The sequence below is a fragment of the Novosphingobium sp. Gsoil 351 genome, assembly GCF_009707465.1.
In the GTDB taxonomy this organism is placed as follows: Bacteria; Pseudomonadota; Alphaproteobacteria; order Sphingomonadales; family Sphingomonadaceae; genus Novosphingobium.
In genome coordinates, this window is record NZ_CP046120.1 from 897,501 (window position 1) to 910,957 (window position 13,457).

Below are 13,457 nucleotides of genomic sequence, written 5' to 3' on the forward strand. Positions count from 1 at the left end.
GAGTCCTTCATCATCACTTTCGCATACGGGGCTGTCACCCGCTATGGCCACTCTTTCCAAAGTGTTCTGCTAGTTGAAATGAAGGCACTGGCCTGGTCCGCGTTCGCTCGCCACTACTAACGGAATCTCGGTTGATGTCTTTTCCTCCAGGTACTGAGATGTTTCAGTTCCCCGGGTTCGCTTCACCAAAGCTATTTTATTCACTTCGGTGATACCTAATCCACCTCACTCGCCCCGCGATCGCTCGCGGATAGAATGAAATGGTGAAGGTGGGTTTCCCCATTCGGAAATCGCCGGATCAAAGTTTGCTCACAACTCCCCGACGCTTATCGCAGCGTGCCACGTCCTTCATCGCCTGTATGTGCCAAGGCATCCACCAGATGCTCTTACCTCACGCTTGAGAATCCACACCATCAACGACAGCCTTGCATAAACGCTGCGTTGTTACAGGTGCGGACGAATTAATCTCAGCCAGATTGTGCAACGCGCTCTTCGCCGATCCTTTGAGAAGATCGGCGACGCTACGTCGCGGCATCGATTAAAAACCCATTCACAATGTCAAAGATGCGGGCAAACCCCGCAGGCACCGGCGCTCGAACAAGTCGCACGCCGGAATTTCGTTCTTCATCTCTGGAGATGTGGTCCAACGACCAGTCGCGCCCTTCCCTTACAAGGGAGCGCAGCGTGGCCGTCTTGAAACTGGTGGAGCCTATCGGGATCGAACCGATGACCCCCTGCTTGCAAAGCAGGTGCTCTCCCAGCTGAGCTAAGGCCCCGTTTTGTATTGCCCATCGCGGGAACACCGCAGGGCGCGTAAACACTGGTGGGCCTGGGAGGATTCGAACCTCCGACCTCACCCTTATCAGGGGTGCGCTCTAACCAACTGAGCTACAGGCCCACACACATGCCAGGCCAGCCCAAAAGGGCCGCAGGCGGCGTGAGCCAGCTCAGGCTAGCAACACAGCACGAAGCCAAATCGGCTCGACGCTGTGTTGATCTCCAGGATGAAGGGACATGAGGACGACGGCAATGTTCTTTGGAACGGACGAAGCTCTTCCGACGCGACTGGCGAACCAGGGCATCGGCGCTTTCGGCCAAATCCTTAGAAAGGAGGTGATCCAGCCGCAGGTTCCCCTACGGCTACCTTGTTACGACTTCACCCCAGTCGCTGATCCCACCGTGGTCAGCTGCCTCCTTGCGGTTAGCGCACTGCCTTCGGGTGAAACCAACTCCCATGGTGTGACGGGCGGTGTGTACAAGGCCTGGGAACGTATTCACCGCGGCATGCTGATCCGCGATTACTAGCGATTCCGCCTTCATGCTCTCGAGTTGCAGAGAACAATCCGAACTGAGACGGCTTTTTGGGATTAGCTCCCTCTCGCGAGGTGGCTGCCCACTGTCACCGCCATTGTAGCACGTGTGTAGCCCAGCGTGTAAGGGCCATGAGGACTTGACGTCATCCCCACCTTCCTCCGGCTTATCACCGGCGGTTTCCTTAGAGTGCCCAACTGAATGATGGCAACTAAGGACGAGGGTTGCGCTCGTTGCGGGACTTAACCCAACATCTCACGACACGAGCTGACGACAGCCATGCAGCACCTGTGTGATAGCCAGCCTAACTGAAGGAATCCATCTCTGGAAACCAAACTATCCATGTCAAACGCTGGTAAGGTTCTGCGCGTTGCTTCGAATTAAACCACATGCTCCACCGCTTGTGCAGGCCCCCGTCAATTCCTTTGAGTTTTAATCTTGCGACCGTACTCCCCAGGCGGATAACTTAATGCGTTAGCTGCGCCACTCAGGCACCAAGTGCCCGAACAGCTAGTTATCATCGTTTACGGCGTGGACTACCAGGGTATCTAATCCTGTTTGCTCCCCACGCTTTCGTACCTCAGCGTCAATACTTGTCCAGTCAGTCGCCTTCGCCACTGGTGTTCTTCCGAATATCTACGAATTTCACCTCTACACTCGGAATTCCACTGACCTCTCCAAGATTCTAGCTACCTAGTTTCAAAGGCAGTTCCGGGGTTGAGCCCCGGGCTTTCACCTCTGACTTGAATAACCGCCTACGTACGCTTTACGCCCAGTAATTCCGAACAACGCTAGCTCCCTCCGTATTACCGCGGCTGCTGGCACGGAGTTAGCCGGAGCTTATTCTCCCGGTACTGTCATTATCATCCCGGGTAAAAGAGCTTTACAACCCTAAGGCCTTCATCACTCACGCGGCATTGCTGGATCAGGCTTTCGCCCATTGTCCAATATTCCCCACTGCTGCCTCCCGTAGGAGTCTGGGCCGTGTCTCAGTCCCAGTGTGGCTGATCATCCTCTCAGACCAGCTAAGGATCGTCGCCTTGGTGAGCTTTTACCTCACCAACTAGCTAATCCTACGCGGGCTCATCCCTCGGCGATAAATCTTTGGACTTTCGTCATCATCCGGTATTAGCAGTCATTTCTAACTGTTATTCCGAACCGAGGGGCAGATTCCCACGCGTTACGCACCCGTGCGCCACTAAGCCCGAAGGCTTCGTTCGACTTGCATGTGTTAGGCATGCCGCCAGCGTTCGTTCTGAGCCAGGATCAAACTCTCAAGTTTGTGTCACATACCGATCAGCACGGACCGAAGCCCGCAAACCGACCGACATGAATTTCAAGGAGCCGATACCTGCACTTGTCAAACGTATGGTTACGTTAGGACATGTCCGAACCGACACTGCGTGAGCAAAGCCGGAACGTTAAGGCATCGACTTGTTACCGGTACCCGGAGCTTGAAAATCCCCGGACCGGGCGCCGTCGCCCACATGTCCCTTCATCTAAACCGACAATGTCAAAGAGCCATCCAACAGAAGTGGCGGACAACCATTGCTCCCCGATGGTTACCGGGGGACAGGCGTCCGTCTAGTGTTGGCGACCGTTGGAGAAGCGGGCGAAACCGCCTGCTCCCCTTCGGTGGACCGGCGTATATGGAGGGTGTTGGATTCGGTCAACATCAAATTGCAATTTTATTTCAAAGCCCTCGCAATGCCCCGGATTTGCGCGGCTTTTTCCGGGTCCACGGGCATCCGGACGCCCATTGGCTCCAACGAATCGCCGGCCAAACCGCGACGCGGCGCGCCCGGGCGATAGCTAAGCCGATGTTTACCCTATCGCCCTATGCCGCGGGCAAGCCCCGACATGGGCAAGTTTCCCAGCGAAAGTGCCGATGAACTGCCCTTCGATCAGCGTCGCGATGAGCGTTTACAACGCCGAACGCTTTCTCGATGAAGCGATCGCCAGCGTGCGCGCGCAAAGCTTCGCGGATTTCGAGTTCCTGATCCTGGATGACGGCTCGTCCGATGCCAGCCGCGCGATCATCGCCCGCCACGCCGCCGAAGATCCGCGCATCCGTCCCATCATTCGCGAGAACCGCGGGCTGATCGCCAGCCTCAACCAGCTGCTCGACGAAGCCCGCGGCAGCCTGGTGGCGCGCATGGACGCCGACGACATCTGCCTGCCGCAGCGCTTCGAGCGCCAGCGCGCGTTCCTCGCGGCCCATCCCGACCATGCCGTGGTCGGCTCGTGGAGCGAGGACATCGACGAGCTCGGCCGGCCCTACCCGATCGACGGCCCCGATCACCCCACCACCCACGCCGGCTTCCTCGCCGCGATCGAGGCAGGCGCACCGCTGCTGTGCCACCCGGCGGTGATGTTTCGCCGCGACGCCGTGCGGGGCGTGGGCGGGTATCACGCCGCGTTCCGCCATTGCGAGGACCTCGACCTGTGGCTGCGCCTGGCCTCGGTGACGCGCCTCGCCAACATCCCGGAGCGCCTGATCCGCTATCGCCACTATCCCGGCCAGGTTTCGAGCCGCCACGCCACCGAGCAGCAGATCGGCGCGGCCATCGCCCACCTCGCCTACGAGATGCGCCAGGCGGGCCTGCCCGATCCGACCGCCGATCTCGATGCCCTCCCCCCGCTCGACGAGCTCGACGCGATGCTCGGTCGGGCCGGCCTTGCCAGCGCCGTCCGCGCGCGCGTGGCGCCCGCCCTGCTCTATTCGCATACCGGGTTGCGCGACCACGGCTTCGAACTGCTGTGCCAGCACTTGCGCGAAGGCGGGCGGCGCGATGGCATGTGGCGAACCGTCGCGCGGCTGGTCCGCTTCGGCGAACCCCGCCGCGCCGCCCGTCTCGCCGCCACGCTTGTCGCCGGGTGATCGCGCGGTGAGCGACGCTTCGTTCGGCGCCGATCCAACCGCGCGCGAGCCGCCGGCGATGACCGTGCGCGGCGCTGCAATGTGGGCGATGGCGGGGCAGTACCTGTCGTTCGCGATCCAGTTTGCCGCTTCGGTGATCATCTCGCGGTTCTTCCTCGGCCCGGCCGAGGTCGGACTGTTCTCGATCGCGCTTGCCGCTGCGATGCTGGTCGCCGTGCTTCAGGACTTTGGTCTTTCGCGGTATATCTCCGGGTTAGCGCGTCTGGATGCGGACGAGATCGCGCGGTGCAGCTCGGTCGGCATGATCTTCAGCTTCGCCGTGGCGGGCGTGATCGCGCTTGCGGCGTGGCCGTTGGCACATCTGTATGCACAGCCGGATCTCGCTCCGATCTTGTGGATCATCGCCTCGAGCTATCTCTTTCTTCCGCTCGCGGTGGTGCCGCTCGCCTTGATGGGGCGGGCGATGCAGTTCCGCGGTCATTTCACGGTGAACGTGGCCGGTGCGCTGGCGCAGGCCTTAGTCGGTCTGGGACTGGCGGCCGCCGGCTGGTCGAGCTTCGCGCTCGCCTGGGCGACCGTCGCCAGCGGAGTGGCCCGCGGCCTCGTCGCGCAGGCGCTGCGTCCGGCCCCGCCGTGGCCGTTCCGCCTCGACGGGCTGCGCGCGGTCCTCGGCTTCGGAAGCCGATCGAGCGCGCTGTACCTCACCGGGGCGCTGGGCACGCGCTCGCCCGATCTCATCATCGGCAAGCTGCTCGGTCTTGCCGCGACCGGGATCTATAGCCGTGCCGCGGCCCTGGCCGACCAGTTCCGCGTGCTGATCTCCGGAGCGATCGGCAGCGTGTTCTTCCCGGCCTTCGCCCGGATTCGCGACCGCGGGGAACCGCTCGGACCCGCGTACCTCCGCGTCTGCGCCGGGTACTCGGCGGTGATCTGGCCTGGCATGGCCGGGCTCGCGCTCGCCGCCGAGCCTCTGGTGCGACTTTTGTACGGACCCGCGTGGGCCGGCGTCGCACCACTGCTCACGCTGATCGCGATCGCCGAGATGCTCATCATCGCCCTGCCCCTGCACATCGATATGCCGATCCTGATGGGCCGGATGGACCGCTTGCTCGCGTTCAATATCGCCGACACTGTCCTGTCGATCGCGCTGTTGGCGGCGGGCAGCTATTGGGGCGTTCTGGGCGCCGCGGCGTCACGCGTCGTTTATGCGGCGGCGTGGATCGCACTCTACGGGCGCTTTCTTCACGAGGTCGTCCGGTTCGACGTCCGCGCGTTGCTTTCGACTTACCTGAAGAGCGCCTTGGGGACCCTGGCAGCCCTGGCTCCGATGGCGGCCACCTATCGCTACTGGCAATCCCCAGCGACGATCGACCTGGCCACGCTGCTGCTTTGCGCTCTGGCAGGCGTAGCGTGCTGGTCCGTGACGCTGGCGGTGACATCGCATCCGGCCTTCGCCGAGCTGCTCGAACTGGCCCGCCAGGTCGCCACGCCGCTGAAGCCCGGGCGCCGCCCGGCGGTGCGCTGAGGCGCACCGGCCATGCGCATCGCCACGCTGATCATGGCGCACGAAGCGCCCGAGCAGCTTCGCTCGCTAGCCGAGCGGATGCTGCGCGAGGATGCAGGCGACCGGGTCATCGTTCATCTCGATGCCAAAAGCGCTCTCTGGGCCGATGGATGGGGCGACGTTCTGCGCGAACTGACCAAGATCGAGGTGGTGCCCCGGCCGGTCGCCGTGCGCTGGGGCCACGTCAGCCAGGTGGCGGCGATCCGCGTCTTGCTTCGCGCGGCGTTGGCCGGACCGTGCGATTTGCTCCACCTCGTCAGCGGGTTAGATTGGCCGGTGGCGTCGCGTGACGAGATAGCCGCGCGCGCCGCCGATGCAGAGTGTTTCATCGAAGCCGTCCCCCATCTTCAAAGCGAACGGATGGACGCGTTCCGGCTCGACGCCCGCTGGCTGCGCCCCAATCCGGACAACTTCGGTGCCTGGCATGCCGCACAGGCGCTCCGGCGCCTCAGTTCGCTGGTGCCGCGGCGCCGGTCGCACCCGTGGGGGCCATGGCACAAGGGTTCGACCTGGTGGTCGCTGCCGCGCGACGTCGCCGAAGTCGTATTCTGCGAGCTCGACGCCGCGCTCCGGAATCACCGCCTTGTCGGCACCGTCTGCGCCGACGAGCACGTGATTCCAACGATCGTCGCGTCCCGGTTCGCGTCGCGCATCGCAAGCAACCGGCGGTTCATTCGGTGGCAACCGGGCGCGGCAAGCCCCGCGGTGCTGGGCGCGGACGATTGCGCCAAAGCGCGTGCCAGCGGCGCCTGGTTTGCACGCAAGCTCTCCCTCGCCGACGACCCGTTCTTTCTCGCATACTGAACATGGCCGCGAAGTCGGCGCACAGACGGTCGGGAACGGCGATCGGCATGGCGTGAGGCGCGCTGCGCTGATATGATCGCAGGTGGAGAGGATTGCCACATGCCAAGTCTTCTGATCGCCGCGGCCGCGCCGCTTTCGTTGCTGAGCGTTCTGCCAATCGCCGCCGGGCAGAATGCGACGAGTGAGGCAGTGTCGGTCGACGTCATCAAGGCGGTCCGCGATTCCAGCGACCGCATGACTGTGCCTGTGCGGATCGGCAATAACGGTCCCTACGATTTCCTGATCGACACCGGCGCCGAGCGGACCGTGTTGGCCCGCGGACTCGCCGACCGGCTCGGGCTAGTCCCTTCGGGCCGGGCGACGATGGTCGGGGTCGCTGGATCGCTCGCGGTCGACCTAGTCGACGTCGCTGAAGTCAAGCTCGGCAGCCGTAGCTTTTACGACCTGTCCGCCCCGCTACTCGAAGGCCAGCATATCGGCGCCGACGGTATCATCGGCCTCGACGGCTTGCAAAACCAGCGGGTGCTGATCGATTTCAAGCGCAATCTGATAGCGGTTGCCACTGCGCGAGAGCTGGGTGGCAACAATGGCTACGAGATCGTCGTCCGCGCCCGGCGCCGCGGCGATCAGTTGATCATGACCAACGCCCTGGTCGACGGGATCAAGACTGACGTGGTCATCGATACCGGCGCGCAGGGGACGATCGGGAACCGCGCGCTGCAACGCGCGATGGCACGGCGACGCGCGCCCGAGCGCACCACCCTGACCTCGGTCACTGGGCAGGAGATCGCCGCCGACCTGGTGTTTGCGCGGCGGGTGACGATCGGCAACCTCGACTTCTCCAACCTTGCGATGATGTTCGCCGACGCGCCGCCGTTCGAGCGGCTCAACCTCGGCGACAAACCCGCGCTGCTGCTCGGCATGGGCCAGCTGCGTGCGTTCCAGCGGGTGGCGATCGATTTCCAGGAGAAGAAGATCCTGTTCGACTTGCCCTCGTCCGACGCGAAGACCGGAACGCGCATTCGCGGCTGATCCCGCTCGCGCGGTAATCCGAATTTGCGATTGGCCGATTTAGCGATTGGCGCTCTTCCGCCCAGCACCTATCTCCTCGCGCGATGCCTCCCGATACCGCAACCAACCTCGACGCCGGCCACGAGGGCTGGCGCACCCTGCGGCGGTTCGTCCCGTATCTGTGGCCGCACGACAATCCCGCTCTGCGCTGGCGGATCGCCGGCGCCCTGTTGCTGGTGCTGGCGAGCAAGGCGATCGTCCTGACCCTGCCGTTCTTCTACAAGAACGCGATCGACGCCATGAGCGTGAGGGGCAGCGGCGCGCTGAACGTCGCGCTGGCGTTCGTGTTGGCCTATGCCGGAGGCCGGTTCAGCGGGGTGGTTTTCGACAACCTGCGTAACATCGTGTTCGAACGCGTCGGCCAGGACGCGACCCGCGCGCTGGCGGTCGATGTGTTCCACCGCCTCCACCGCCTGTCGCTGCGCTTCCATCTCGCCCGCCGCACCGGCGAGGTGACCAAGACCATCGACCGCGGGACCAAGAGCATCGACGTGATGCTCTATTTCCTGCTGTTCAACATCGCCCCCACGGTGATCGAGTTGGTCGCGGTCACGATCATCTTCTATACCCACTTCGGGCTGGGACTGGTCGTGGCGACGCTGCTCTCGGTCGTCGCCTACATCGTGACCACCCGGATCATCACCGAATGGCGGACCAAGCTGCGCGAGCAGATGAACCGGCTCGACGGGCAGGCTCTGGGGCGCTCGGTCGATTCGCTGCTCAACTACGAGACGGTCAAATACTTCGGGGCCGAAGCGCGCGAGGAGGAGCGCTACGGCCGCTCGATGCGCGAATGGGCCGACGCCGCGGTCAAGAGCGAGAACAGCCTGGGCCTGCTCAACATCGCCCAGGCGCTGATCCTCAACCTGCTTATGGCCGGGGCGATGGCGTATACCGTGTGGGGCTGGAGCCAAGGCCGGCTGACGGTGGGCGACCTGGTGTTCGTCAACACCTACCTCACCCAGCTATTCCGCCCGCTCGACATGCTGGGCATGGTCTATCGCACGATCCGCCAGGGGCTGATCGACATGGCCGAGATGTTCCGCCTGATGGACACCGAGGTCGAGATCCAGGACGCCCCCGGCGCGCCCGCGTTGGTTGTCCGCCGCCCGCTGGTGGCGTTCGAGGACGTGTGGTTCGGCTATGAAGAGGACCGCACGATCCTCCACGGGCTGTCGTTCGAGGTTCCCGCGGGCCACCGGGTGGCGATCGTCGGTCCTTCGGGCGCGGGCAAGAGCACGATCGCGCGGCTGCTGTTCAGGTTCTACGATCCGTGGCGCGGGCGCATCCTAATCGACGGCCAGGACATCGCCGGGGTGACCCAGCAGTCGCTGCGCGCGGCGATCGGCATCGTCCCGCAGGACAGCGTGCTGTTCAACGACACCATCGGCTACAACATCGCCTACGGCCGCGATGGTGCGGGGATGATGGAAGTAGAGGCGGCCGCGAAGGGCGCCGCGATTTCCGAGCTGATCAACCGTCTGCCGCAAGGCTTCGACACCGAAGTGGGCGAGCGCGGGCTCAAGCTATCGGGCGGCGAGAAACAGCGCGTGGCGATCGCCCGGACGCTGGTCAAAAACCCGCCGATCCTGCTGTTCGACGAAGCCACCAGCGCGCTCGACAGCCGCACCGAGCAGGAGATCCTCTCGACCCTGCGGGCAGTGGCCGAGCACCGCACCACGATTTCGATCGCCCACCGCCTTTCGACCATCGCCGATGCCGATACGATCCTCGTGCTCGACCAGGGACGGTTGGCGGAACGCGGAAGGCACTTCGACCTTCTCCGCCGCGACGGACTCTACGAGGAGATGTGGGCGCGCCAGGCGAACGAGAGCGACGAGGTGGAAGCGGCGGCGGAGTAGCGCCGCCGGGAGAACGACTTCAGCCCGGATACCGATCAAACTTGGGCAGTGCCTCCAGCCCGCTTTCCCACGCCAGGCTCTCGGCGACCTGGATATGCGCCTGCGGAGCGAATGCCTCCGGGTCGTCGAGCGTTGCTGACTGGATGTCGACGATGCCGGGGAGCATGACCTCGTTGAAATAGAACAGCCCTGTCCCGCAATCGCCGCAGAAATGGCGCCGGCCATGCTCGGACGATCGGTAGACCTTGGGACGGCCCTCGGTGACCGTGAGTTCCTCGGGCGAAAAGGCGATCCATGGCACCTGCAACGCCCCGGCGCAGCGACGGCAATCCTCGCAGTGGCAAACTGCGTGGTGTTTCATCTCACCATCAACGGAATAACGAACGGCTCCGCAATGGCAGCGTCCAGTCGGCATCTCAGCTCTCCCACCACGATTCGGTTTGAGAACATAACACGAACAATATCAGGTGCAAGTCGGCGCAGGCGACCCTGCCCGCATTCAGATGATCGCGTCGCCCAGGCCCATCGTCGCCCCGTCGGTGACGATCACCCGGTCGCCCAGGCGCGCGGCTGCGAACAGCTTGGCGGCGAAGCCTTCGGGCACCCCGACGCAGCCGTGTGTAACATAGCCGTTCTCGACCTTGGTCGCGTGGATCGAGACCCCGTCGTTGGTCAGCCGCAGCATATAGGGCATCGGCGCATCATAGAGTGTCGAGACGTGCGTCCTGTCCTTTTCGGTGATCGGAAACACGCCGAGCGGGGTCGGCTTGTCGCCATAGCCTGTGAGGATCGCGGTCGCCCCGATCTCGTAACCGTCGCGGAACACCGAAAGCACATTGGCCTTGAGATCGACGGTCACGATCGTGGTCCCGGCCGCGGGCGCGCCCCGCTCATCCCAGTGCCACTCGCCGTACTTGATGGCCCCCTGGATCGGCAGGATCCGCTTGACGGTGAACTGGGCGACGGGAGTGGGGGCGGGCTTAAGCGCGAGCGCCGTGCGCGCCACCGCAGGCGCTGCGGCATCGCCGCGCGAAGGCAGGCCCTCGAGCAGCACCAGCGTCGATACGAACGCCGCCGCGGCCAGCGAGATCCCGGTTCCAGTCCACAGGGTGCTGCGCGAAGGCGGGGGAGCAAATCGGGTCATGCGTTAACCTCGGGTTGACCATACCATGGCGCGCCGTCCACCGGATATCCAGCGATTCGCCGCGGCTGTGCCGGGACGGGATCGCCGGAACCGACAAGTTAACCTGCCAACTTTCCGTTTTGATGTGATTCTTTGGTGTTGGAAATCACATCGTGATGTGACATGGTCGGCATATGTCTACGCAACTCATCGATCGCGTCCGCCGCCTCGTCACCGACGGCGGAATGTCCCGTTCGGGCCTAGCCCGCGCCGCGGGGCTCCACGCCAACACCCTGCGCGACCTGACTGACGACGCCTGGAACCCCACCGCCGACACCCTCGGCAAGCTGGAACGGTTCCTGTTCTCGAACGACGACACCCCCTCGTTGGTCCCGATCGAGGAGATCATCGACGAGGCGCGCAATGGGCGAATGTTCATCCTGGTCGACGACGAAGACCGCGAGAACGAGGGCGATCTGATCATCCCCGCGCAGATGGCTACCCCCAACGCGATCAACTTCATGGCCACCCACGGCCGCGGGCTGATTTGCCTGGCGCTGGCCAAGGCGCGGGTCGATCAGCTTGGGCTCGAGCTGATGAGCCGCGCCAACGGCACCCGCCACGAGACCGCCTTCACCACCTCGATCGAGGCGCGCGAGGGGGTCACCACCGGCATCTCCGCCGCCGACCGGGCGCGCACCGTGTCGGTCGCGATTGACGCTACCAAGGGCGCCGGCGACATCGTGACCCCAGGCCACGTCTTCCCCCTGGTCGCGCGCGAAGGTGGGGTCCTGGTCCGCGCCGGGCATACCGAGGCGTCGGTCGACATCGCCCGGCTCGCCGGCCTCACCCCCGCGGGGGTGATCTGCGAGATCATGAAGGACGACGGAACGATGGCGCGGATGGACGACCTGCTGTCGTTCGCGAGGCTCCACGATCTCAAGATCGGGACGATCCGCGATCTGATCGCCTATCGCCGAAAGCACGACCACCTGATCGAGCGCCGCGCCGAAATGACCTTCACCAGCCGCTGGGGCGGGGAGTGGCGCGCGATCACCTTCTTCAACAAGGCCAGCAGCAGCGAAACCATCGCACTGGTCAAAGGCAGGATCGACCCGACCGTGCCGACGCTGGTGCGGATGCACACGATGTCGATCTTCGTCGATGTGTTCGGCGAGGATAACGAGCGTTCCGGGCTGCTCTCGCATTCGATGGAGGCGATCGCAGAAGCCGGTTCGGGCGTGCTCGTGCTGATCAACAAGCCTCACCAGGGCCCGGTCACCCGCTTCATCGAACTGCGTGCAGAGGGCAAGGGCGCAGGAGCACCCGAGGTTGAGGAACTGCGCGATTATGGCGGCGGCGCGCAGATCCTATCCGAGCTGGGCGTCCACGACATGATCCTGCTGACCAACACCCACCACACGCTGGTCGGCCTGGATGGGTATGGCCTGTCGATTGTCGGCGAACGTCCAATTCCCGGCACCGGAGGCGAATAATGGCCAAGTTCTTGATCGTGGAAGCGCGCTTCTACGACCACCTCAACGACATGCTGATCGCCGGCGCCAAGGCGGCGCTGAAGCAGGCCGGGCACGAGGCCGAGGTCGTCACCGTGCCCGGTGCGCTGGAAATTCCCGGCGCGATCGCGCTGGCGGACGAGGGCGGCGGTTACGATGGCTTTGTCGCCATCGGCGTCGTCATCCGCGGCGAAACCTATCACTTCGAGATCGTCGCCGGCGAAAGCGCGCGTGGGATCATGGCGTTGACCATGGACGGGGTTGCCGTCGGCAACGGCATCCTCACCGTCGAGAACGAGGATCAGGCGCTGGTCCGCGCCGACCCGGCGCAAAAGGACAAGGGCGGCGAGGCGGCCAAGGCGGCCATTGCGCTGCTCGCGCTAAAGCAGAAGTTCGCGTGACGGAGCATCCGGCGATCGGCGGCCTGCCGCTGGTCTTGGGCGGCAACGTGTTCGGATGGACCGCGAAAGGCGATGACGGCTTCGCCGTGCTCGACGCGTTTTACGAGGCGGGCGGGCGGATGATCGACACCGCCGACGTCTATTCGGCCTGGGTCCCCGGCAACAAGGGCGGCGAATCCGAAAAGCTGATCGGCCAGTGGCTCGAATCGCGCGGGGTTCGCTCCGAAATGCTGATCCACACCAAGACCGGGATGATGGGGAGCAAGGAACTCTACGAGGCGGCGCGCGTGCTGCGCTCGCTCGACGAATCGCTCGAACGCCTGCGCAGCGAAACAATCGATCTGTATTACGCCCATCAGGACTTTACCGACCTGCCGATCGACGACATCGTGGGCGCGTTCGACGGCGCGATCAAATCGGGCAAGGTCCGCGCGCTGGGCGCCTCCAAGTTTACGGCCGGGCGATTGTCCGCCGCGTTGGAGGCGGCTGAGCGAACGGGCGCGGAGCCGTTCAGCGTTTTACAGAACCAGTACAACCTCGTCGAACGAGGCGACTTCGAGCCGGACCTGCAAGCGCTCTGCGCCCGCCACGGCATCCCGTTGCTGCCGTTCTTCGGCCTCGCCGCGGGCTATCTCAGCGGCAAGTACCGCGATCCCGCCGATCTCAAGGGCGACCGCAGCTATCGGGTCAAGGACTTCATGGCCAAGGGTTCGCCCGTGCTCGCCGCGCTCGACCGGGTCGCGGCCGAGACAGGCGCCAGCCTGCCCGCGATCGCGCTGGCGTGGCTGCGCGCCCAGCCGCATATCCCGGCACCGATCGCCAGCGCGCGCTCGCCCCAACAGCTTGCGACGCTGATCGAAAGCGCAACGCTGGAATTGTCGCGCGAACACCTCGATCTGCTGACTGCCGCGGCGGGCTGACCCGCC

General features: G+C 64.2%; 10 protein-coding genes, 2 tRNA genes and 2 rRNA genes (1 of these 14 only partly in view). 8 read left to right on the forward strand and 6 right to left on the reverse strand.

Going from position 1 to position 13,457, the window contains the following annotated elements; genetic code table 11:
• The 4 genes from GKE62_RS04240 to GKE62_RS04255 form a co-directional block, all read right to left on the reverse strand.
• Positions 1 to 400: ribosomal RNA gene (locus GKE62_RS04240) — 23S ribosomal RNA — on the reverse strand (it extends 2,395 nt beyond the left edge of the window).
• A gap of 300 nt (positions 401 to 700) precedes the next feature.
• Positions 701 to 776 (reverse strand) — tRNA-Ala (locus tag GKE62_RS04245).
• 45 nt (positions 777 to 821) lie between these two features.
• Positions 822 to 898 (reverse strand) — tRNA-Ile (locus GKE62_RS04250).
• Positions 899 to 1,106: 208 nt separating this feature from the next.
• A 16S ribosomal RNA gene (locus GKE62_RS04255) occupies positions 1,107 to 2,593 on the reverse strand.
• The 16S and 23S rRNA genes sit together here with 2 tRNA genes alongside, the layout of an rRNA operon.
• A gap of 606 nt (positions 2,594 to 3,199) precedes the next feature.
• Here GKE62_RS04255 and GKE62_RS04260 point away from each other — a divergent pair.
• From GKE62_RS04260 to GKE62_RS04280, 5 genes are all read left to right on the forward strand, one after another.
• The gene (locus GKE62_RS04260) at positions 3,200 to 4,192 is read left to right on the forward strand and encodes a glycosyltransferase (protein ID WP_195908582.1); all 993 of its coding nucleotides are present in this window, start codon (positions 3,200 to 3,202) and stop codon (positions 4,190 to 4,192) included.
• Between the two features lie 7 nt (positions 4,193 to 4,199).
• A complete protein-coding gene (locus tag GKE62_RS04265) occupies positions 4,200 to 5,717 on the forward strand; it encodes an oligosaccharide flippase family protein (protein WP_230206905.1) in 1,518 nt (505 codons plus the stop codon).
• A 12-nt stretch (positions 5,718 to 5,729) separates the two neighbouring features.
• A complete protein-coding gene (locus GKE62_RS04270; protein ID WP_154691145.1) occupies positions 5,730 to 6,560 on the forward strand; it encodes a beta-1,6-N-acetylglucosaminyltransferase in 831 nt (276 codons plus the stop codon).
• Positions 6,561 to 6,659: 99 nt separating this feature from the next.
• Positions 6,660 to 7,592 carry a retroviral-like aspartic protease family protein gene (locus GKE62_RS04275; protein WP_154691146.1) on the forward strand — a complete coding sequence of 311 codons (933 nt, stop codon included), beginning with the start codon at positions 6,660 to 6,662 and terminating at the stop codon, positions 7,590 to 7,592.
• A gap of 83 nt (positions 7,593 to 7,675) precedes the next feature.
• Positions 7,676 to 9,493, forward strand: a complete 1,818-nt coding sequence (locus GKE62_RS04280) for an ABC transporter ATP-binding protein/permease (RefSeq protein ID WP_154691147.1) — start codon at positions 7,676 to 7,678, stop codon at positions 9,491 to 9,493.
• A 19-nt stretch (positions 9,494 to 9,512) separates the two neighbouring features.
• Here the strand turns inward: GKE62_RS04280 and GKE62_RS04285 are convergent, their stop codons facing one another.
• The gene (locus tag GKE62_RS04285) at positions 9,513 to 9,854 is read right to left on the reverse strand and encodes a GFA family protein (protein ID WP_230206906.1); all 342 of its coding nucleotides are present in this window, start codon (positions 9,852 to 9,854) and stop codon (positions 9,513 to 9,515) included.
• Positions 9,855 to 9,992: 138 nt separating this feature from the next.
• Positions 9,993 to 10,637 (reverse strand): L,D-transpeptidase family protein, encoded by a 645-nt coding sequence (locus GKE62_RS04290; protein ID WP_154691149.1) that lies wholly within the window; start codon positions 10,635 to 10,637, stop codon positions 9,993 to 9,995.
• Between the two features lie 173 nt (positions 10,638 to 10,810).
• On the opposite strand from GKE62_RS04290, the gene ribB reads away from it, so the two are divergent.
• The 3 genes from ribB to GKE62_RS04305 are packed head-to-tail and all read left to right on the forward strand — an operon-like array spanning position 10,811 to position 13,451.
• Positions 10,811 to 12,112 carry a 3,4-dihydroxy-2-butanone-4-phosphate synthase gene (gene ribB, locus GKE62_RS04295; protein ID WP_154691150.1) on the forward strand — a complete coding sequence of 434 codons (1,302 nt, stop codon included), beginning with the start codon at positions 10,811 to 10,813 and terminating at the stop codon, positions 12,110 to 12,112.
• The gene (gene ribH / locus GKE62_RS04300) at positions 12,112 to 12,531 is read left to right on the forward strand and encodes a 6,7-dimethyl-8-ribityllumazine synthase (protein WP_154691151.1); all 420 of its coding nucleotides are present in this window, start codon (positions 12,112 to 12,114) and stop codon (positions 12,529 to 12,531) included. The genes ribB and ribH overlap by 1 nt, the downstream gene beginning before the upstream one ends.
• Positions 12,528 to 13,451 carry an aldo/keto reductase gene (locus GKE62_RS04305; protein WP_154691152.1) on the forward strand — a complete coding sequence of 308 codons (924 nt, stop codon included), beginning with the start codon at positions 12,528 to 12,530 and terminating at the stop codon, positions 13,449 to 13,451. Before ribH ends, GKE62_RS04305 begins: the two co-directional genes overlap by 4 nt.
• Positions 13,452 to 13,457: the final 6 nt, after the last annotated feature.